Genomic DNA, 21,487 nt, shown 5'->3' on the forward strand with positions numbered 1-21,487 from the left:
CATGGGTTTCGCCAGTTTCGTCAATATCATCACCGTCATCTTCTGCCTCGCGGTGCTCGTGCAAAGCGTGCGCCTGATGCGCAGCCTCGATGCGGTAAAAGGCGCAGGAGCGGCCCTGCCGCAGATGCTGCAGGGACTCGACACCGCGACCGCGCAGGCGAGCAAGGTGTTGTCCGAACTGAAGGATACGCTGCGCACCGATGCCTCGGTGAACGTGCGGGCGCTGTCGCAGGCGGAGGACATCCGCGATGAACTGGGCATCATGGTCGGCATCGCCAACGCGACCGCCGATCGCCTGGTCGAAGTCAGCAGCAAGCGCGATGTCGATAGCGAAGAAGAGCTTGTCGCGCTTCAGGATGTGGCGGCATGAACTTGCGTCCATCGCTGTTGATGCTGACCGCGCTGGCGGCGGGCGCGTCGGTGCTTGCCAACGGTGTCAGCGCCGCCGTTGCCGGTCCGGGGGCACCCGAAACCCGGCTTGGCGCGTCGATCAAGCAGGACATCGCCCAGCGCGATCAGGAAGTGGCGGAACGCAACCGCGCGCTCGAAATGCGCGAGCAGGCGGCCCGCGCAACGGAACAGCGGTTGCAGGCGAGTGGCGGTCGTGCGCCGACCCGGCCGGGTGCCGGCGGCGACGCACCACGCGATGTCAATGACGAGCGCTTCTCCGAACTCGCGCGGATCTACCAGGCGATGCGCCCGAACCGCGCCGCTGTAGTGTTCGAGCAGCTCGGCCTCGACGTTCAGGTGGAAGTCGCGCGTCGGATGCGCGAACGCTCGACCGGGCTGATCCTGGCCAGCATGGCGCCTCCCAAGGCCGCAACGCTGACGATGGCGATGGCGCGCCTGCCGCAAGTTCAGCCTCGCAAGCCGAGTGCCGCACCGCAGTAACGAAGGGAGGGGTTCCGGCGATCGTACGCGCGCGATCGCCGCGCCGTTATCAGGCGGGATGGGTCGCCACTTCGACGACCAGCGCCCGCTCGATCCCCGGCTCTTCGTGCTGCAGAGCGCGGGTCAGGTTCTGGCTCAGCATCTCGGCATCGACCGGGCGCATCGGCGATGCGTGGAGGCGCGCGAACTCGAGCGCTGCCGCAAGGGTCGCCGATCGTAGCCGGGGCAGAGCGGCGGTGACGCGCTCCGCTGCGGCTTCGTCGGTCGCATCGAGGACCGTGTTCAGGCGAAACGATCCGTCAAGGCGATCGCCGTCGATGATCGGGACCGATATCGGCAACATCGTCACCAGGTTCGGCTCGCCCACGGGTGCTTGCGTCTTGTTCGCCGGCGCGCTGGCGGCCAGCGAACCGGTACCCGCCAACAACAAGGCGGCGCCCCCCACAAAGACCGATCTGCGCATTTCCAAGCATCTCCATGGCCGGGGTGCGAGGCACTGCCCGTCCCGACAAGATCCATCCTATAATGGAAGAGTTGACAGGAAGTTGAGACGGGGCGCGGATGAGCAGCAATCAGAAGCCTGGTAAATTCAAGGTCGTCGGCACCACACCTGCCAATCCCGGGCGTCGTATCGGGGACGGAGCCGATAGCGGTACCGCGCCCGGCGCAGCGACCATCGCGGCCAGGCCCGGCGCCGCCGGGCAGTCCGGTAAGGCGAACCTGCTTCTGCCGGCGCTGTTCGTGCTTGGTTGCGCCACCGGCGGTGCCGGCGTCGTCTATCTCGGGCTTGTCGCAGGTCTCAGCGGATGAAGATGTCGATCTTGCTCCTGCTCGCCGGAGCGGGTGCGGGCGGCGTGACGCATAGTGCGGGTCCGATCCCCATGGCGCCTGCTCCGCTTCATGTTCAGCCCCCCGCGCCCAAGGACTTTGCCGCCCGCCACGATGGGCAGCGTGCGCGCCCGGCCCGGTATCCCGGCTTCGCGCCCGAATTGTCCGACATGCCGGGTATTTCCGGCCCCAAGGGATGGGGCAACGGCGACCAGCACGGCGCGCTGGCTTTGCTCGCGGCCGCACAGCCGACGACGCGACAGCAGGCGCGCTGGGCCTATGCGACCAGCCTCATCGCCGATGGCGAATTCGCGGACGCGCTCGGCGTGCTCGACGTGATGCTCCAGGATGATTCCGATCTTGGCCTCGTCAGCAATTTTCAGCTGTCGCGCGGCGCCGTGCTGGCGGCGTTGGGCCGTTCGCGCGAAGCGCTTGCAGCGCTCGAAGGCGCAGCCCTGCAGAACAATTCCGAGGCGTGCTTCTGGCGAGCCACGGCGTTCGCGCAAGCGGGCATGGACGATGAAGCCCTGCGTCAGTTCGGCTGCGCCCGCGCTGCTCTTGCCGCGCGCCCTGGGCCGCAGCGGATACCGTTCCTGACCGCGCTGGCAGAGGCCGCCATCGCCAGGCAGCAGCCGGATCTGGCGCTGCGATGGCTGGCTGTCGCTCCTGACGGTGATGCTTCGGCGAACATCGTGCGTGGCCGCGCGTACATGGCGATGAACGATCTGGGCCAAGCGCGAATCCGGCTTGGTCGCGCCGAACGCAGCGGTAACGAGCCGCAGCGCTATGCAGCTAGGCTGGCACTGATCGAGATGGCGGTGGCGCAACGCACCATGAGCGTTGCGGACGCGCGGCGCGAGGTCGACCATATCCGCTTCGTCTGGCGCGGCGGCCCGATCGAGGAGCAGGCGCTGCGCCTCAGCTTCGACCTTGCCAAGAAGACCGGCGACACGCGCGGGGCCTTGTCCGCGGGCTCGACGCTCGTGCGCTATTTCGATCTTGGGCCGGGTCTGTCGCCGTTGCTGGCCGATGTGCAGGCGCAGCTTGCCGGATTGGTCGCGCCGGGCAATCGCATGCAGTTGGCGGATGCCGCGGGCCTATACTGGGATTATCGCGACTTGATGCCCGCCGGCGCGGCGGGGGATCAGCTGATCTCCCGATTGGCCGATCGCCTCGAAAGCAGCGGCCTCTATGCCCGCGCGGCGGAGTTGCTGGATTTCCAGCTGCGGCATCGCGCGCTCGACATCGCGCAAGGCCCGCTGTCGGTCCGGGTGGCGACCTTGCAGATTCTCGCCGGCCGGCCCGACCGTGCACTCGCAGCCATCAGGGATACGCAGCGCACGATCTTCCCCCAGCCGATGTTGTGGGATCGCGCGCGCATCCAGGCGGTAGCGCTGCACCAGCTGGGCAAGACGCAAGAGGCGCTCGCCGCCCTCGAAGACGTACCCGACACCAGCGGCCTGCGAAGCGAGCTGTTGTGGAAGCGCAGCGACTGGAGCCATCTGATCGTGGCCAGCGCGCCGATCCTGCCGGGTCCGGGCGCGCTCAACGAAGTAGAGCAGGCGGTGGTGCTGCGTTATGCCATCGCGCTTGGCATGCTTGGGCGCGAGGATGAGATCGCACGGCTTCGTGGCCGCTACGAAACGGCCTTCGCCACGCTCAAGACCGCGCCGGCGTTCGACCTGTTGACGCGTGAACCGGGCAGCGTCGATCAGGACACCTTGATGCGGGCGATGTCCGCCATCCCCAGCGCCAGCCCGGCAGGATCGTATGCCGATCTGCTGGACGTGAGCGTGGCCAAGACTGCGCAGAAGTAAGCCGTACTCGCCATAGCAAGAAGCCCGGCATCCTCGTCTGCGAAACGAGGGTGCCGGGCTTTTGCTTGTCCCGAGGTATGCTTTGCCGTTCAGCGCAGGAAGTTGACCAGGCTCAGACCCGAAAGCTGCGAGAACACCGAATAGGATGCTTCCAGCGCCGTGCGGCGCGATGAAAGTTCGGCCGCGACTTCGCCGAGGTCGGCATCTTCACTGCGGCTGATCAGATCCTTGAGCAGGACCGAACGATCGTCCGCACGAGAGCCCAGCGTCTCGATCTGCGCTTGCTTGCGCCCGTTATCGGCGTTCACCGAACGGATCTGGGTAAGTCCGTCCTGGATCTGCTGCATCGCATCGGTAAGGCTGGCTTTCTGCGCGGTGGTCACGCTCTGTCCGATCGTGCCCATCTGCGCGAGGGTGCGAAAGCCTTCCATCAGTTTCGCACCGACATCGCTGGCAAGAACGCCGAATTCGACATCCGTCCCTTCGGCGACGCGAGCCGAAGCACGGACGCCATCGTTCGAGAACACTTGCGCCGCCGGCGTGGCGGCAAGATCGGCAAGGTCGGTCGGCTTGAAAGGCAGCGCATCGGTCTGCGACCCAGCGAACAGCGGCACACCGCCCTCGTCCGCGTTCAGCGCCGCACGCACTTGCTGGAACGCGGTCTCGATCGTTTGCTGCAGTCCAGCGGAATCGTTGGTGCCGATCGCCGCCAGCACTCCGACTCGCATGGTTTCGGCGGCGCTTTCCATGTTCGAGATGTTGGCATCCTGGATCGACAGCGTGGTGCCCAGCCGCTTGGCGACGGTCCCTTGCGCATCCTGTCGCGCCAGCAGCGAATGGGCCGAGAGCGTACGTACCGCCTCGGTGCCGAGGTCGGCATACGTGTTCGCCTTCTTGCCTGTGGCAAGCTGAAGCTGCGCGGCGGAAAGCTTCTGCTGCGAGCGCTGGATGGCGTCGAACAGCGTGCGCTGCATCGGAATGGAGGCGACCCTGGTCATCTATCGTTCCTTTCAGCCCACCATCTTGATGAGCGTATCGTACATGTCGGTCGCGGTGGTCATCACCCGGGCCGCGGCCGAATAGCTGTTCTGGAAGACGACGAGCTGCGACAGTTCCTCGTCGATGTTCACGCCGGAAAAGGAATCGCGCCGGTTCACGGCATCGTCGCGCTGGGCGGTCGTGTCGGTCAGCGATGCGCTGGCTTGTGCCGCCTGCATGCCGGCGCGACCCAGCAGGCCCGCGGCGAAGCGTTCGATCGTCGAAGCACCGTCCTTGCCGAAGTCGGACAGGGCGGAAAGCTTTTCGACGAACCCGGTGGCGCCGCGGATATCGCCCGCGCCGACCGCCTTTGCGCCGATCGCGACGGACGTATCGAGGCGCGCAAGCGGAAGCAGGTCGGGATTCCCGGACAGTGCCGGTCGCAATGTCGCGCGTGACAGGCCGCTGGCCGATCCGGTCAGCCCGGACAGTGATGTCAGCGATCGTCCGGTGCCGAAACGATCGGTCGAATCGGCGGGAATGCTCAGCGTCGCACCGCTGACGGCAGCGGCGGGCTGGAACTGGAACCGCCCACGATCGTCGAGCGAGAACGCGCCATACGCCGCCAGTGGACTGGCGTTGAGATCCGCCGCGATGTCGCCCATCGTGCCGCCCGTGGTCGGCGCGAGGGTATAGCGGGCCAGCGATCTGCCGCTGGCGTCGCGCAGGACCATTTCCGTGGTCTGCCCGGTGGTGAAGCCGTGCGCGTCACCGGCAGCCAGTCCCGAGGGCACCAGCGGGCTGTCGTCGCTGCGCACGATGTCGTTCAGCCCGAAGAAATGCGAAAAACCCGTCCCCGCGCGCGAACTGGGGTTGGTGGCATCCTGCGCGATGGCGACACCCTGATTGCCGGCAGTGGCGGAGATCGTCAGCTTGCCGTCGGCGAATGAGGCCGTCGCGGCGCCACCAAGCCCGGCGTTGATCGCGGACACCGCATCGTCGATCGTCGCCGTGGCGGGCAGGGCGCTGAAATCGATCTGCGTCTTGGCGACCAGTTCGCCGTTGTTCTTCAGTACCGCGAAATTCGCGCTGCCGGTGAACCCCAGCCGGTCGGTGCCGATTAGGCCCGTCTGCCGCCCTTCGAGAGCGGCTGGCGCCGGAACCGCGGTCCCTTCGTTGGCCGCCGCGTTCAGCGTCTGGGCGACGCCCCCGAACAGCGAGCCGACTTGATCCGCGAATTGCGGCAACGTCTTGTCACGCAATTCGACGAGGCCACCCAGCTTGCCGCCGACGGCGGCGGAATCGAGCCGTTCCCCGGTGCCGGTGCCATCCGCGAAACGGATGTCGATCGGCGGATAGGTGGGCTGGGCGACGCCATCTCCGGCGATCGGATAGGATAGCTGACGCGGTCGCCGATCGACCAGGACGGCGCCCGACGCGGTGTCGATCGTGACCCGACCATCGGGTTGCTCACGCACCGTCACGTTGATCATGGTGCTTAGTTCGTCCAGCGCGGACATGCGCTGATCGGCAGAACCCGCCGAACTGCGGCCAAGACCTTCCAGCTGAGCGACGGTATCGTTGAGTTCGCTGACGCGCTTCAGCAGCCCGTTGATTTTCTCGACGGCATAGCCGACCTCGGTCGCGACATCCGCGCGCAACGAGCCGACGTCGTTATCGAGCTGCTGCATCGATGTGATCGCATCGCCGATCTGCTGCGTGAAGGCGCCGCGCGCCTGCTCCGATCCGGGCGAGCCGGTCATCGCGACCGCCGCCGCCGAAACCGCGTCCAATCTGGCCGACAGCCCGGAATCGGAATCGGGGGCGCCCAGCATCGCCTGCAGGCGGCCAAGGTAATCGGCGGTGACGTCCGCCCGACCCATCGCGCCCGAGCGGCGATAGACCGTTGCCTCCAAGTAGCGATCGGCGACTCGTGCCGGCTCGCTGACCACCACGCCGTTCACCCGGCCGGATGTGACTCCGGTCGAAAGCGAGACACGTTCCCGGGCGTAGCCGGGCGTGTTGACGTTCGCGATGTTGCTCGAGACCGTGCGCAGCGCGGCCTGCGAGGCACCCAGGCCAGACAAGGCGGATCCCAGAATATCGTTTAGTGACACGTGACTGTTTCCTGGGTGAACGGCGAGTGGTCAGGCGGACGAGGTATCAGCGTTTGAGGTTGCTGAGCTCCTGCAGCATGTCGTCCACCGTGGTGATGATCTTGGACGAGGCGCTGTAGGCGCGCTGGAAGCGGATCATGTTGGTGAACTCCTGCGCCAGGTCGACGTTCGAGGCCTCCAGCGTTCCCGGCGAGATCTTGCCCGAGCCGAGCGAGCCCGGAGCGTTGATGGCGACGTTGCCCGAGGCGCTCGACGTCATGAACGCGTTGCCCGACACGCGGGTGAGGCCATCGGGGTTCTGGAAGGTCGCGACCGGCAGCTGGAACACCGCGCGGGCGGTTCCGTCCGAGAAGATCGCGCTCACCTTGCCCGCCGGGGAGATCTCGACCGAGGCGATGGTGCCCAGCAGGCCGCCGTTCACAGACGACGAGATCAGTGCGGACTCGCCCGAGAACTGGGTAAGTCCATCCAGGCTGCCATCCTTGCCGAGCGAAAGCTCGATGGGTTCGGAACCCGCGCTGTTGCTCCATGTGACGTTTAGTGGATTGAACAAGGCCGCCGTCGATCCCGTGCGGTTGAGGCTGCCGTCCGCGTTGAAGGCGATGTTCCCGCTGGCGAGCAGGCCGCCGGTCGCGGTGACGTCCGACGCGGGAACCGCATAGATCTCGCTCGCCCAGGTGTTCGCGCCGGTCTTGAGATAGGACAGCGTGATGCGATGCGCGGTGCCTTGCGCGTCGTAGATATCCATCGGACGCGAGAAGTCCGGCGTGACTGCGCCCGAAGCCATGTTTCCGGCGGTGTAGGCACCGGTGTGCACGGGCTGGTCGGATCGCAGGTTTGCGCGCAGCTGGATCTTGCTTGTCGGGGCGGCAGAGCCGGTAAGCTCGCTCAGGCGCACAGGCTCGAGCGAATCGAGATTGCCGGTGTCGACGTAATCGCCCTTGGAGTCGAGGCGCCAGCCCTGCAGGTAGAAGCCGCTGGTGTTGCGCAGATAGCCTTCCACGTCGGGCTTGAACGAGCCGGCGCGGGTGAAGGCGACATCGGCGTTGGCGCCGGTGCCGCTGCGGGTCACGAAGAAGCCGGCGCCGTCGATGCCAAGGTCGGTATCGCCCGCAGAGGCCTGCAGCAGGCCCTGCTTCGAGATCATCGCCTGCGGTGCGGCGGCGACGCCACCGGCCGAATAGGAACTGCGCAGTCGGCCATCGGTGACGAGGGTGCGGAATTCAGCCGAGACGCCTTTGTAACCCACCGTGTTGATGTTGGTGATATTGTCGGCGACCGTCGCCATGGCAGCCGACTGGGCGCCGAGGCCGGACACGCCCGCATAAAGTGCGGAATAAAGGCTCAACAGGGGTCTCCCTTTGAGAGATTGCGCGGGGCCGGATGCACCGCTCTCGTTGATTTATAGGACGAGGCGGCAAGCATTCGTCGTTTACCGGAAAATTCGACGATCGATCCAGATCTCCGCCGTCCATCCTATACTGATGCCAGCAGCTGCCGAACGATGCGGGTGCCTTGGATCAATCGTGGTTCAGCGCTCGGCGATCGGGCGCGGCCCGGGTCCGGCGATGGCCGGGCCTTACAATGCTCGGACTTTTCTATGGCAAGCATCGCATCCGCTGCGCCGGCGATCCGCGCGCTGACGCCCGATTGCCGTTTCGGCAAGGTCGTGGCGGTACGTGGCGCTTTGATCGAAGTGGCGGGCCTGTCGGGCGCCGCGCAGATCGGCTCGCGCATCGAGATCGCCGCGGAGTCCGGCTGCGTCGAAGCCGAAGTGACCGGCCTCGATCACGATATCGCCCATTGCATGCCGTTTCGCGATCCGCAGGGTGTCGCGTCGGGCACGCGCGCCAATCTGGTCGCCACAAGTTTCCGGTTGCGGCCAGACGATGGGTGGCTTGGCCGAATGGTCGACGGTCTGGGACGACCGATCGACGGCAAAGGGACGCTGCCGGTGGGGCCGCTGGCCCGCGCGGTCAAGGCGTCGCCCCCGCCCGCCGCCTCGCGCGGACGCGTGGGTGGCAAGATCGACACCGGCGTTCGCGCGCTCGATATCTTCGCGCCGCTGTGCAGCGGCCAGCGCCTCGGTCTTTTCGCCGGCTCGGGCGTCGGCAAGTCGGTGCTGCTCTCGATGCTGGCCCGGTGGACCAGATGCGATGTGGCGGTGATCGGCCTGATCGGCGAACGTGGTCGCGAAGTGCAGGAATTCGTCGAGGACGATCTTGGGGCGGAGGGACTTGCCCGTTCCGTGCTGGTGGTCGCGACGTCGGACGAACCCGCGCTGATGCGACGCCAGGCGGCATGGACGACGCTGGCGGTGGCCGAGCATTTCCGCGACCAGGGCCTCAACGTGCTGTGCCTGATGGATTCGGTAACGCGCTTCGCCATGGCGCAGCGTGAGATCGGCCTTGCCTCGGGCGAGCCACCGGCGACCAAGGGTTACACCCCCACCGTATTCGCCGAACTGCCGCGCCTGCTCGAACGTGCCGGCCCCGGCCTGCAGGGGCAGGGCAGCATAACCGGCCTGTTCACCGTGCTGGTCGACGGCGACGATCACAACGAGCCGATCGCCGACGCGGTGCGCGGTGTGCTCGATGGTCATGTCGTGATGAGCCGAAAGATCGCCGAGCGCGGCCGTTATCCCGCGATCGATTTGCTCAAGTCCGTCTCGCGGACGCTGCCGCGCGCCCACACCGAACACGAAAACGCTCTGCGGCTCGAAGCGCGCGGCCTGCTGTCGCTTTATGCCGACATGGAAGAGATGGTCCGGCTTGGTGCCTACAAGGCCGGAGCCAGCGCAGAGGTCGATCGCGCCATCACGCTTGCCCCCAGGATCGAGGCGCTGCTGGGGCAGGGCAAGGATAGCTCGAGCAACCGGATCGAGAGCTTTGCCGCGTTGGAAGAGATACTGGCCCCGGTCGACGTAGCGGAGAGGGAAAGCGCATGAGGACGCCCTATTGCGCCGCTATCGGTCTGCAGCGCCGCGAGGTGGACCAGATCCGTATCTCGATCGGCATCGAGGTGAGCCGTCTGACCGAGGTGGAACAGCGCCAGGCCCAGATCGTCGCCGACATCCGTCGTGAGCGCGACATCGCTGCCGGCGCGTCCTACATCCCCGCCACCGCCTACTTCCTGCGGATGCATGCCGAGCGGGCACAACTGGAGGACAACCAGCGCATCCTCGATGCGCGGGTGGCAAGCCTGCGCAACACCGCGCGCGAAGTCTATGGTTCGCTGAACGCCATCGAAGGCGCGGCCGACCGCTATCGCCTCGACGAGACCCGCCGCATCGAAAGCGCCGAGCAATCAGCGGTCGACGATCGCTCGGCCTCGGACTTCCTGACGCGCCTGCGGTCAGTGAAAGCCGCCGCCAGCCGGCGTCGATCATGATCGCGCGCGCACAATCCGCCGCTGTCCCGTCTCCGGCATCGATGAATCCGGTACAGCGGGCTGACTTGATCTATCGCAATGCGCAGTCGGAGCTGGCGCGCAGCCTCTGGCAGGCCGCACTGGGCGAGGGTGACTCGAACGACAACCGGTTCGCCACCTGGAGCCAGCCATCCGTGCCCAACAGCGCTCTCGATGGATTGCTGGCGATGATCAACAAGGCGAAGCCCGCCGCGCTTCAGGTCGATGCGCCGCCGGCAAGCGCACCTAGCAACGATTCCGGCACCGAACCGCAGGTTGCTCCCGTCAGTCTGCTCAGCGTCGATTCGCCGCTGCGGATCGAATCCCTTGGCGCCAATGCCCGCTTTGGCGACGCGATTACGCGCGCGGCCCAACGCACCGGGCTTCCCGCCACCGCGCTCGCGTCGATCATCGATGCAGAAGCGGGGCGTGGCCGCGACGGCTCATGGAACGTTCACTCACGCAATCCGCGATCGAGTGCCGCTGGCCTTGGGCAGTTTCTCAGCGGCACCTGGGAAACCGAGGCGGAGCGTCCGGGTACCTGGCTCAACGCGGAAGCCGATCGGCGGGGATGGCTTAACGACAAGGGCCGCGTGACGGGTGACTCGCGCAGCGCGCTGCTGGCCTTGCGCTACGATCCCGAGGCCAACATTCAGGCGATCGCCGATTATGCCAACGGCAATCTGCACCGGCTCGGCCGTGCCGGGGTTCATCTGGGCGACGACGTGGGCAGCATCGCGCGCGCCGCATACCTCGGTCATCATCTTGGGGCGGGAGATGCGGCCAAGTTTCTGGGCGGCGGGCTGGATCCCGCGCGCGCGCGTCGGCTGCTGGATGCGCAGGTCGGACATGCCGAGGCGAGTCGCCGGCTTGCCGCGACCGGGAACGCCACCGACGCGCACCGTGGCTGGCTGCTGGCCTATACCGAGCGCCGCATTCGCCCCCAGAAGTTCGCCTAATTATAGGACTACGTAGTTACGCGTATTAGGATGGTTACTCCAATTATAGGATCAAAGTTTATTTCAGCTTTCAGGGGGGCGGCAGGAACCGCCCGGGAAACCGGAAGAACGATCCAATGTCGAAGATCACCATTGCGCTGGAAACTGCCGTCGCTACCGTAATCGCCAATAAGCCGACAGAAGGTGAGCGCCAGACCGCTCGCCAGAAAGCCAATATCGACAAGGCTTTCGTGCAGATCCTCAAGCTTATCGCTCCGCGTATTCGCCACTTCATCCGCCAATACGGGCTGATTGCGCATTGGGATGATGCCGAACAGTGCTGCGCAATCGGCGTACACCGTGCGATCGAGGCTTATGACCCGACGAAAGCGCAGTTTACCACGTTCGTGAACTGGCAGCTGCGCGGCGAACTGCAAAGCCTGCGCTTCCGGCTGATGACCGATCAGCGCGCCTCGGCGAAGAAGGTGGAGGCGACGACGGTTTCTCTCCACGCCGCCGGCGTCGGCCGCGATGGCGAAGAGGCCGCTCTGGAATTGACCATCGAGGACGAGAACGCTCTCGATCTCACCGAAAGCGGCGCGTCGGACTATCTCGCCAAGCGCAGCACCGCGGCCCTGATCGACGAATACGTCCGCCACAACCGCACTGTGGGAATGGAGCAGCTCCGTCGCCGCCCGCAGCCCAAGCGCGGCCTTCGCAAACTTGCCGAGCCCACCGAAGGCCCGCGCCTTTCGTCCAGCCGCCTCGATCCGGCGGATGTCGAAAAGCTGGAGGAGAAGCTGGTCCGTGATCGCGAGATCCTGGAACGCCGGGTGTTCAGTGAAGTGATCCTGGATGAGGTCGCCGGTGACGCGGGCATCACCAAGGAGCAGATCCGCCAGATCAGCAAGCGCGCGACCAAGGGATTGGCCGAACTTGCCCTTACTCAACCGCGTTTCGCGATCATGGCCGAATATGGTGTCGCCGCGGCCAAGCCGGCCAAGCCGGCCAAGCCGACCAAGGCGTCCCCGGCCTGCGTCAAGCCGGTCGCTCCGATCGCGATCGTCGCCGAGACCACGGTCAGCCTGCTGCCCGATCCGGCGCTGGCCCACAATCAGGCTTCGCGCGTCGTCGCGATCGACAGCCTGCAGCCTTCGTCGACCTCGGACCTGTACATGGACCTTCGGACCAGCGTCATCCGCCAGTACGCCGGCATGGAGGATCGCGGGTCGCTCGCCGCCTGACCTGTGGCAAGTACCAACTGCGCATCAGCCGAAAGTTCTTTCCTCTGGACGAACGTGCCGCAGGAGTTAAGGACTGCGGCGACTTCGGATGCGCGAACTTATGGTGAAAGCGGATAAACGGTCGCCCGGCAGGCGATCACGGCAGGCGGCGGACAGTCGCCTCGCCGCGCTGCCGATTGCCGTGTTGCCGCGTTCGATCGTCATCGATCCGCACCGTTCGTTCGTTTTCCCGAACCGCATCCGCGAACAACGCATCCGTCATGGCTATCCCAAGCTTCTCCAGCTGGTCTCGGCGCTGCCGGAGATCCCCTATATTCGTCTGTCGAAGATCGAACGCGGGGAAGTGGTCGCGCGCAGTGACGAGGTCGTGCGCATCGCCGGCGTGCTGGGGGTCAAGCCACACGATCTGCTGATCGATGTCGACGCACCTGGTTTCGATATCGACACCTGGTCGAAGCCGTTCCAGCAAGGCAAGGCCGCCAGCCAAGCCGAAGAGCAGTTCGCGGTTCTTCTGGCGGCGGCGACCCGCGCCCGGCGTGCACAGGCCGCGGATCTCACGATCGCGGCCATCGAGCGTGATTACGGAATTGCGCCGGTGGTTCTCTCGCGCATCGAGAACGCCGCCAAGACCCTCGATCGCTGGAATGACGCGACCATCGAAAATCTGTGTCGGCTGTTCGAGGTGGACAACGAGCTCGCCCTGCGGCGAAAGGTCGAAGGGCAGTACGGCAGCGGGGTGCTCGACGAATTCATCGGCGCGATCGCAGCGCCCGATGAACGGCTTCGCAAGACGCGCAAGCTTATCGCGCTACTGGCGAGCGAACTCGATATCGCTTCGGTGCCCGCTGGTGCGACGGGGGTATCGGCTTTGCAAGCACCGGCCGTGCGTGCATCCGCACCTGAACGCAGCAACAGCAATGTACCGCAGGCGAAGCCGGGCCAATCTGCGCGATTGCGTCTGCTCCGCGTGATCGGAGCGCCGCTTGCCGACGGTTTGATTGCGCCGACCGACACCGGTTTGCAGGTGGAGGCGCCGCGCGCTGCCGGGCCCGCCGCGTTCGGTTTGCGGATATGCCGGCCGACGTTGGGCGCGGGACTGCCGGGCAACGCGATCGTGGTCGTCGATCCCGATGTGTTTCCGTCATCAGGGGGGCTGGCCGTGGCGAACGTCGAGGGCAACTACCGTCTTCTGGCCGTGACCTTCAATCTATCCGGTGCGATGATCGGGCACAGCATCAATCCCGCGCTCGAAGTGCCGCTGGACTCGCTGGACCCGTCGGCGCTGGCGGCGGTGATTAGCGCGACCTTCATCTGACTGGCCCACGAGCCAGGGCACATGCCGCCCGGTGTCATTAAACCTGCTCCGATTTTTGCCGTTCTGGTTGTGCGATAGAGGGGGATGCAGGTTCCCAAGTTGCGGAGATCGCACGCTTTTGAATCGCGCACAGGCCAGCGGTGCCAGATAATTTATCCCTGCGTACATTATCTATTGCCTAATTCACCACCGTGCGAGCATTCTGCATGCCGAAGCGACCCGCGTCGTGCCGGAAAGCGAGAATACGATCGAGAATAGAAGCCGGTCCTTGCTGAGTTGATATTGATTCGCAATTTCGCGCCAAAGTGGAATTTGATATTGTTCGTTCATGGTGACTGGAAAGCGGGAGGGTTACAGTCTTAGCTTACAAAGCTAGGTTAGCTAAAAAATAATTTAAGCCCGCAAGGGACTTATCGGAATGAGAGGGAGATGCTGTGACTAGTCGAACGGTGTATATCGTCGACGACGACGATTCAGTGCGTGACTCACTTCGTACGTTGTTAGCGATCAAGTCCAATCTGCTGATCCATTGCTACAAGTCCGGCAGTGAATTCATCGACCAAATCGAAGACCTCGAGCCGGGTGTCTTGCTGCTGGATTACGACATGCCCGGGGTCAACGGCCTCGAGATACTGCGGATGGCCGACAGGCAGCGCTTCAAGACCATCATGCTGACCGCGCACGGGAGCGTCTATCTCGCGATGGAGGTGATGCGGGGCGGCGCCGTGGATTTCCTCGAAAAGCCGTATGATCCCGCATCGCTGCTGGAGACGATCGACGCGACGTTCGACCGCCTTGAACAGGATCGCGCCGCAGGTGCCCGCGTCGCCGCGGCTCGCGCCAAGATCGAGCGTCTTTCCGGTCGCGAGAACGCGGTGCTGGAAGGGCTGATCCGCGGCCGCTCGAACAAGGTCATCGCGCACGACCTCGACATAAGTCCGCGCACGGTCGAGATTCATCGATCGAACCTTATGGAGAAGCTTGAGGTGCGCAGCCTGTCCGACGCCCTGCGCATCTCGTTCGCGGCAGGGCTGCTTCCCTTCGACTAGAGCATCCAAGCTGCGGCGCGCGCGTGTCGTGACCCTTTGGCATCTCTGAAATACGGCTTGGGACGCAAAGCACCTTTTAAAAACCGCTACCAGCCCCGTTGAGGCCGGCATCGTCCTATAATCTGCGTTGAATTGTGCCGCGAGCGCGGCGCGTCTGGCAGACGAAGGACAAGATCATGAACTTCATCAACGACATGAAGATCACCGGGAAGGTGGCCGCCCTTTTGGTCATGTTGGGCATGGTTACCGTCTGCCTTTCGATCATGAGTTATCGAACGATCGTCGCTCTTGATACCGACTACTCGGCACTGACGAACTCGAATCTTCCCGCCACCACGAATATCACCCGTGCCAATCGCATGACGGTCGAAATGGTCTATGCCGGTTATCGCGTGCTCACTTACGACGGCGGCAGCGCCGAAGCGCGGGAGGCGGCGAAGAGGGTCGGCGACGCACACGATGCGGGTGCGAAATTGTTCGACGAGGCCGCCAGGCAAGACCCGTCGATCGCCGGTAAGGTCCGCGAATTTCGCAAGAGCTTCGAAGAAATCAACGCCGCCGTGGAACGGGGGGTGAAGGCCGGGCTGGTCAACCAAAACGACGAAGCCAAGCGTGAACTGGTGGAGGCCGACAGGCAGATGCAGGCGTTTACCGCGACGCTTGCCCCCCTGAACGACGCACGTATCGCTGCGAGTGACGCGCGCAGTGCCGAATTGACTTCAGTGGCCCAGTCGACATCCTTCTGGATGCTGGCGATGAGCATCGGCGGTGTTCTTGGCGCTGTCGGCCTCGCCATCGCTCTGGCGCGCAACACCATCGCCCGTCCGCTCGACCGCCTGCAAGCGACGATGCGAAAGCTTGCGGCGGGCGACGTCACGGCCGAAGTCACCGGCACCGAGCGTGGCGACGAGGTCGGTTCGATGGCGAAGGCGTTGCTCGTGTTTCGCGATGCCTTGATCGATCAACAGCATGCCACGACCGCAAAGGCGTCGGCAGAGGCCGAACAGAAATATGTGGTGGATACGGTGTCGGAAAAGCTGCTCAACGTGTCCGGAGGCGATCTGTCCGCCGACATCACGGTCCAGTTCCCCCCGGCATACACGCAGCTTCGCACGAACTTCAACGCAGCCCTTGGCAATCTTCGCGAACTGATCGGTTCGGTCATCGAAAGTTCGCACAGCTTGCGCACCGGCTCGGGCGAAATCGCCCAGGCTTCGGAAGACCTGGCACGGCGCACCGAAAGCAACGCCGCCAGCCTTGAGGAGACATCCGCAGCGCTGACCCAGATCGACGGGCGCATCAAGGCGACGGCGGAAGCCGCACGCCGGACCGTGACCCGCGCGGACGAAGCCATCAGCACCGTGTCTGGCGGCCGGGTCGTCGCCGATGAGGCGGTTCAGGCGATGAGCCGCGTGCGCGCGAGTGCCAAGGGCATCGACGAAGTCATCGAAGGCGTCGACAAGATCGCGTTCCAGACCCGCGTGTTGGCGATGAACGCCGCAGTCGAGGCCGGCCGGGCAGGCGATGCCGGGCGTGGCTTCGCCGTGGTGGCCGATCTCGTCAGCGCACTGGCCATGCGCGCCGAAGAGGAGGCCAAGCGGGCTCGCGACCAGCTGACGGTGACGCAGACCGACATCGTCACCGCGGTCGAGGCGGTGCAGCGCGTGGATGGCGCGCTGGCGGGGATCTCCGAAGGTGTCGGCGAGGTGCATCAGTTGCTGGGTGGAATGGCGGCGGACAATCAGGCTCAGGCTTCGGCCATCAGCCAGATCAGCGTCGCGGTATCGAGCATGGACCAGGCAACCCAGCAGAACGCCGCGATGGTCGAAGAGACGTCAGCCGCTGCGCGCAACCTCAACGGCGAGTCCGAAGCGCTGGCCGAAAAGGCCGGTGAGTTCAAGATCGGCGCCGAGACCAGGCAGAGCAGGATCGTCGTCAGGTCCGGGGCCAAGACGCCCGGCCATGTCGCGAACGATCGCAGCGCCCCCGTCGCGGCGAAAGTCAACGGCTACGCCAACGGCAGCATGGCGATGGCCGCCGCCGATGGTGATTGGGCGAGCTTCTAGGCGCCCGGAACAGCGCGCCGTCCGGATCGGCGCGCTGATCGCAAATCGACGATGTGACGCGGCGGGCGAGGGTTTTTGGCCTTTGCGCCGCCGCGTTGCGCTGTGGGCTCTATAATGATCTGAGCCGATCGGATCGGACAGCTAAGGGGCAGTACCATGCGCCCTCTTTCGATCATGCCGTCAGGACGACGCGGACCTTCAAAGGCGCGCCCGAAACAATACGTCGGTCCACGGTAAGATAAACAGATTTCTGGGTAGTACGCGTAGCCGAGATTAGTTCCGGGATCCGGTGATTATATTGATTGTAAGCGACCGTGAAATCCAAATATTATCTATAATGAATAGCCGACATCGGCATCGACATTATCGAAGATGTCGGAGTTTTTCAGACAGGTGGGGTCCTATAATGAAAAAGTACACGTTCCTTCTTGGCCTGGCGCCAATGGCGCTGATGGCGCCGGGTGCTGCACATGCAGCTGCTGACGCCGCAAGCGAGGATGCCGCAGCAAAGGGCAAGACCGTCGAAGTGTTCTCGACGGGTGTCGCCAAGGGGCGTGACCGTCTCGACAGCGCGACCTCTACCAGCGCGCTGCGCGGCGACGAAATTCAGAAGATCGGCGCGCGTTCTGTGGCCGAGGTTCTTCGCAACATTCCCGGCATCCGTGTCGAAGCCGGCAGCGGCGATGTGAACAACAGCTTCACCATCCGCGGGCTGCCGCTGGCTTCGTCCGGTTCGAAGTATCTGCAGCTGCAGGAAGACGGCTTGCCGGTACTCGAGTACGGCGACATGGCCATCGGTGCCGACCTGTTCCTGCGGGCCGACCTGAACCTGAACGCGGTCGAAGCGATCCGTGGTGGTTCGGCCTCTACCTTCGCGTCGAATTCGCCCGGCGGCGTGATCAACTTCATCTCCAAGACCGGCGATGTCGAAGGCGGCACTGTCCAGGTCGGAACCGGCGTGGACTATGACGAGAAGCGCCTCGACTTCGACTATGGCACGCATATCAACGACACGCTGCGCTTTCATGTCGGCGGTTTCTATCGCACCGGCGAAGGCCCGCGCGAGACCGGTTTCACCGCCTACAAGGGCGGCCAGGTGAAGTTGAACGTCACCAAGGATTTCACCGGCGGCTTCATCCGCATCTCGGGCAAGTATCTCGACGATCGTACGCCTGGCTACATGCCGGGGCCGATGCGCATCGCCGGCAGCAACAGTGATCCCGAATACTCGAACATCGCCAACTACAACATCAAAAGTGACTCGACGCTGTCACCTTATGTCACCAACCTGATCACGCTGGACGGCAACAACCGTTTCTCGCGCGTGAATTTGCAAGACGGCATCCATGCGGTGGCCAAGACGATCGGCCTGGAAAGCCAGTTCGAGATCGCCGATTGGACCATCTCCGAGAAGTTTCGTTATGCGAGCCTGTCGGGTGCGATGAACCTGGTGCAGCACGCGCTGACTCTTCCCGCGGCATCTCTGGCAGGACTGTTCGGCGGCGCCGGCGCCAGGCTGAGCTATGCCACCGGTCCCAACACGGGTCAGGCGATCAACGATCCGGCTTCTTTGAACGGAAACGGATTGCTGGCTTACACCGCGTCGCGTTCGATGAATATCAACTCGATTGACAACATGACGAACGATATCCGGGCTAGCCGCCAGTGGAACATCGGTTCTGGCATCCTTACGACAACCGGCGGTGTCTACAATTCGAAGCAGACCTTCGATGTGGATTATCTATTCGGTGCGACCGTGACCGATGTCCGTGGCGGCGGCGATGCCGCTCTGGTGAACATCACTCGCGCGAACGGCGTGCCGGCAACCCAGGCCGGGTTCCTGGCCTACACCGGCACCCCCGGGAGCTCGTCATTCCGGCGCAAGTATGACGTCGATTTCAACGTGACCGCGCCTTACGGCTCGCTCAACTACATGATCGGCAAGCTCGCGATCGGCGGCAGCATCCGCTATGACATGACCAAGGTCGAGGGCTCGCTGTTCGGTGCCGATCTGGGCGGTGGCCGCGTCGGCCTGATCTCGTACGACATCAACAATGACGGTGTGATCTCGGCCCCCGAGCGCAGCACTGCGGTGTTGCCTCTCGATCGTCCGGCACCGGTCAACTTCAAGTACGAGTACCTCAGCTATTCGACCGGTGTAAACTACCGCGTCGCCGAGCAGCTCGCACTGTTCGCCCGCTATAGCCGTGGTGGCCGCGGTGCCGCCGATCGCATCCTGTTCACGCCGATCGTGAGCGCCACGAGCGGTCGCCTGGTCGACGATCGTGCCGGCCACGATGTCGTCAAGCAGGCGGAAGCCGGCCTGAAGTATCGCCAGGGTGCGCTGACGCTCAACCTGACCGGCTTCTGGGCGAAGACGCGGGAGATCAACCTGCAGACGGTGACGCTGCCCGATGGCACGCTGCAGCCTTCGGTGATCGCACGGGGCTACAAGGCGATGGGTGCCGAGTTCGAAGGCGCGTTTCGCAAAGGGCCATTCAGCATCTCCGCCGGAGCGACATATACCCATGCCGAAATCGAGAGCGACGCATTGAACCCGGTTCTGGAAGGCAACACACCGCGTCACCAGCCCAAGTTCATCTTCCAGGCGACGCCGCAGTTCGAGATCGAGCAGGTCACCGTCGGCGCCAACTTCGTCGGCACCACCAGCAGCTATTCGCAGGACATCAACCAGCTGAAGATGCCGGGTTACACCGTGGTCAACGCGTTCCTCCAGTTCCGTCCTACTCGCGGTGTGCAGGTGGCGCTGAATGCGAGCAACCTGTTCAACGTACTGGGCCTGACGGAAGTCGCGCAGGGTACGATCCCCGCCAACGGCATCGTCGGTGTCCGTGCCATCAACGGCCGCACCATCTCCTCGTCGCTGCGCTTCGACTTCTAACGAACGCATCATGGCCGGGCGCGCAGGTTGCGCGCCCGGTTACCCTGGCGATGGCCGCGATTATCCAATGAAAGACTTCAAGATGTTTAAATCCATGAAGATCCCGAGGAAGCTGGGTCTGTCCTTCCTCATGATCTGTGCGTCCGCAGCGATCATGATGGTCGTCTTCTTCATGAACATCAGCATGATCAGCAATTCGACCGTTCAGAACAACGCCAGCCAGGAGCGCCACGCCAACGCGTTGGCGCTCGATACCGCATTGTTGCGCCAGAACAGCCAGCTGCGCGGCTTCCTGGTCACGGCGGACCCATCCTATCTCAAATCCTATTACGAAGGCCGCGACGATTACGATCGCATCTCGGCCGAGCTGGAACAGAACCTCGACGATCCCAAGCTCGTGGCGGCGCTCGTCAAGTCGCGCGAGGAAACGCTCAAGTGGCGCAAGGCCTGGGGCGATCGCCTGATCGCTCGTGTTCAGGCCGGCGACCGCGAAGGTGCACAGGAAGAAGTCCGTCGCGCCGGCAAGGCCGTGATGGTCAGCGACGCGGTGTTGCCGCTGCGCGAGATCCGCGATGCGCAGGTTGCCCAGATCGCCGAAAACTCCGCACGCCAGGATGGCGCGATCGCAAGCGCGACGAGTGTTCTGATCATCGGCGGCATCGCCCTGATCGGCATCGCCGTCACCCTGGCGCTGATGCTGAGCCGCATGATCGCTCGTCCCATCGCCGGATTGACCAAGACGATGGGCGAACTCGCCGGTGGCAAGAACGACGTCGAGGTTCCCGATGCCGATCGCGGCGATGAACTGGGCGACATGGCCCGTGCGGTTCTGGTGTTCCGCGATGCGGCGCTCGCCAAGCAGGCGGCGGATGCTGCCAGCTCGCGCGCCGATGCCGAACAGAAGCTGGTGGTCGAGACGATTTCGGCCCAGCTTTCCGAACTGGCCGGTGGCAACCTGACGGCCGAGATCACCCGCGACTTCCCGGGAGAGTACGCCGCGATCAAGACCAACTTCAACGCTGCCGTCGCTGCGCTGCGCGAGGTCATCACCTCGGTGATGGAATCGACCAGCTCGATCCGCACCGGTTCGACCGAAATTGCGCAGGCCGCCGAGGATCTGGCACGTCGCACCCAGGCGAACGCGGCCAGCCTCGAAGAGACGTCGGCCACGATCACCCAGATGGATGGTCGCCTGAAGGCCACCGCCGAAGCGGCCACGCGCACGGTCGAACGCGCCGATGGCACGATGGCCAGCGTCACCGGTGGCCGCTCGACGGCGGAAGAAGCGGTGCAGGCGATGACGCGGGTCGCGGACAGCGCCAAGGGTATCGACAGCGTGATCGAGGGGCTCGACAAGATCGCCTTCCAGACCCGCGTGCTGGCGATGAACGCCGCGGTCGAGGCCGGGCGCGCGGGTGAAGCGGGGCGCGGTTTCGCCGTCGTCGCCGATCTCGTCTCCGCGCTCGCGATGCGCGCCGAGGAGGAGGCCGGTCGCGCCCGGGGGCAGCTGACCGAGACGCGGACCGACATCGCATCGGCGGTGGGCGCGGTTCACAAGGTCGACAGCGCATTGGCCGATATCTCGGCGGGTGTGGGCGACGTGCATCAGTTGCTTGGCCAGATGGCGAGCGACAACATGGCGCAGTCCACCGCCATCACCCAGGTCAGCGTCGCGATCGGATCGATGGATCAATCGACCCAGCGCAACGCCGCGATGGTCGAGCAGACGTCAGCCGCCGCGCGCCAGCTCGCCAGCGAGGTCGGATCGCTGTCCGAACAGGCCGGCCAGTTCAAGGTCGAGGGGGGCAGCCACGCGGGATCCATCCAGAGCCGCCTTGGCGGCCGGGCCCAGCCCATGTCCAACTTCGCTATCCCGGCGCTGATGGACATCGGTGGTGCCAATGGCGAACAGGCCTGGCACTGAGGACCGCGAC

General features: G+C 64.6%; 17 protein-coding genes. 13 read left to right on the forward strand and 4 right to left on the reverse strand.

Annotation, left to right across the window (positions count from 1 at the left end; all coding sequences use genetic code 11):
• Position 1: 1 nt before the first annotated feature.
• Positions 2 to 370: a DUF6468 domain-containing protein gene (locus tag ACXJ1Z_RS10715; protein WP_463776582.1), complete on the forward strand. Its 369-nt coding sequence runs from the start codon at positions 2 to 4 to the stop codon at positions 368 to 370.
• Positions 367 to 891 (forward strand): MotE family protein, encoded by a 525-nt coding sequence (locus tag ACXJ1Z_RS10720; RefSeq protein WP_463776584.1) that lies wholly within the window; start codon positions 367 to 369, stop codon positions 889 to 891. The genes ACXJ1Z_RS10715 and ACXJ1Z_RS10720 overlap by 4 nt, the downstream gene beginning before the upstream one ends.
• A 49-nt stretch (positions 892 to 940) precedes the next feature.
• Here ACXJ1Z_RS10720 and ACXJ1Z_RS10725 read toward each other — a convergent pair whose 3' ends face one another.
• Positions 941 to 1,354, reverse strand: coding sequence for a flagellar basal body-associated FliL family protein (locus ACXJ1Z_RS10725; RefSeq protein WP_463776586.1), 414 nt, complete (start codon positions 1,352 to 1,354; stop codon positions 941 to 943).
• A gap of 98 nt (positions 1,355 to 1,452) precedes the next feature.
• Here ACXJ1Z_RS10725 and ACXJ1Z_RS10730 point away from each other — a divergent pair, with 98 nt between their 5' ends.
• Entirely contained in the window at positions 1,453 to 1,701 is a 249-nt protein-coding gene (locus ACXJ1Z_RS10730; RefSeq protein ID WP_463776587.1) for a hypothetical protein, read from the forward strand.
• The gene (locus ACXJ1Z_RS10735) at positions 1,698 to 3,536 is read left to right on the forward strand and encodes a tetratricopeptide repeat protein (RefSeq protein ID WP_463776589.1); all 1,839 of its coding nucleotides are present in this window, start codon (positions 1,698 to 1,700) and stop codon (positions 3,534 to 3,536) included. Before ACXJ1Z_RS10730 ends, ACXJ1Z_RS10735 begins: the two co-directional genes overlap by 4 nt.
• A gap of 89 nt (positions 3,537 to 3,625) precedes the next feature.
• On the opposite strand, the gene ACXJ1Z_RS10740 is transcribed toward ACXJ1Z_RS10735, so the two are convergent.
• From ACXJ1Z_RS10740 to flgE, 3 genes are read right to left on the reverse strand one after another with little or no spacing between them, the layout of a single operon-like run.
• Entirely contained in the window at positions 3,626 to 4,534 is a 909-nt protein-coding gene (locus ACXJ1Z_RS10740; RefSeq protein WP_463776590.1) for a flagellin, read from the reverse strand.
• Positions 4,535 to 4,546: 12 nt separating this feature from the next.
• The gene (flgK, locus tag ACXJ1Z_RS10745) at positions 4,547 to 6,631 is read right to left on the reverse strand and encodes a flagellar hook-associated protein FlgK (RefSeq protein WP_463776591.1); all 2,085 of its coding nucleotides are present in this window, start codon (positions 6,629 to 6,631) and stop codon (positions 4,547 to 4,549) included.
• A gap of 46 nt (positions 6,632 to 6,677) precedes the next feature.
• Positions 6,678 to 7,979 carry a flagellar hook protein FlgE gene (gene flgE, locus ACXJ1Z_RS10750; protein ID WP_463776592.1) on the reverse strand — a complete coding sequence of 434 codons (1,302 nt, stop codon included), beginning with the start codon at positions 7,977 to 7,979 and terminating at the stop codon, positions 6,678 to 6,680.
• 252 nt (positions 7,980 to 8,231) lie between these two features.
• Between flgE and fliI the strand changes: the two genes are divergently transcribed.
• The 9 genes from fliI (at position 8,232) to ACXJ1Z_RS10795 (ending at position 21,477) form a co-directional block, all read left to right on the forward strand.
• On the forward strand, positions 8,232 to 9,578 hold the full coding sequence (gene fliI, locus ACXJ1Z_RS10755; RefSeq protein WP_463776594.1) for a flagellar protein export ATPase FliI: 1,347 nt from the start codon (positions 8,232 to 8,234) through the stop codon (positions 9,576 to 9,578).
• Positions 9,575 to 10,021: a hypothetical protein gene (locus ACXJ1Z_RS10760; RefSeq protein ID WP_463776595.1), complete on the forward strand. Its 447-nt coding sequence runs from the start codon at positions 9,575 to 9,577 to the stop codon at positions 10,019 to 10,021. The genes fliI and ACXJ1Z_RS10760 overlap by 4 nt, the downstream gene beginning before the upstream one ends.
• Positions 10,022 to 10,062: 41 nt before the next feature.
• Positions 10,063 to 10,998 (forward strand): peptidoglycan-binding protein, encoded by a 936-nt coding sequence (locus ACXJ1Z_RS10765; RefSeq protein ID WP_463776596.1) that lies wholly within the window; start codon positions 10,063 to 10,065, stop codon positions 10,996 to 10,998.
• 116 nt (positions 10,999 to 11,114) lie between these two features.
• On the forward strand, positions 11,115 to 12,221 hold the full coding sequence (locus ACXJ1Z_RS10770; protein ID WP_463776598.1) for a sigma-70 family RNA polymerase sigma factor: 1,107 nt from the start codon (positions 11,115 to 11,117) through the stop codon (positions 12,219 to 12,221).
• A gap of 88 nt (positions 12,222 to 12,309) precedes the next feature.
• Positions 12,310 to 13,536: a helix-turn-helix domain-containing protein gene (locus ACXJ1Z_RS10775; protein ID WP_463776599.1), complete on the forward strand. Its 1,227-nt coding sequence runs from the start codon at positions 12,310 to 12,312 to the stop codon at positions 13,534 to 13,536.
• Between the two features lie 449 nt (positions 13,537 to 13,985).
• On the forward strand, positions 13,986 to 14,585 hold the full coding sequence (locus tag ACXJ1Z_RS10780) for a response regulator transcription factor (RefSeq protein WP_463776600.1): 600 nt from the start codon (positions 13,986 to 13,988) through the stop codon (positions 14,583 to 14,585).
• Positions 14,586 to 14,761: 176 nt separating this feature from the next.
• Complete coding sequence (locus ACXJ1Z_RS10785) at positions 14,762 to 16,651, forward strand: methyl-accepting chemotaxis protein (RefSeq protein ID WP_463776602.1); 1,890 nt, start codon at positions 14,762 to 14,764, stop codon at positions 16,649 to 16,651.
• A 406-nt stretch (positions 16,652 to 17,057) separates the two neighbouring features.
• The gene (locus ACXJ1Z_RS10790) at positions 17,058 to 19,553 is read left to right on the forward strand and encodes a TonB-dependent receptor domain-containing protein (protein ID WP_463776603.1); all 2,496 of its coding nucleotides are present in this window, start codon (positions 17,058 to 17,060) and stop codon (positions 19,551 to 19,553) included.
• A 94-nt stretch (positions 19,554 to 19,647) separates the two neighbouring features.
• Entirely contained in the window at positions 19,648 to 21,477 is a 1,830-nt protein-coding gene (locus ACXJ1Z_RS10795) for a methyl-accepting chemotaxis protein (RefSeq protein WP_463776605.1), read from the forward strand.
• The last annotated feature ends 10 nt before the right edge of the window (positions 21,478 to 21,487 follow it).

It is taken from the genome of Novosphingobium sp. TK46 (assembly GCF_055361525.1).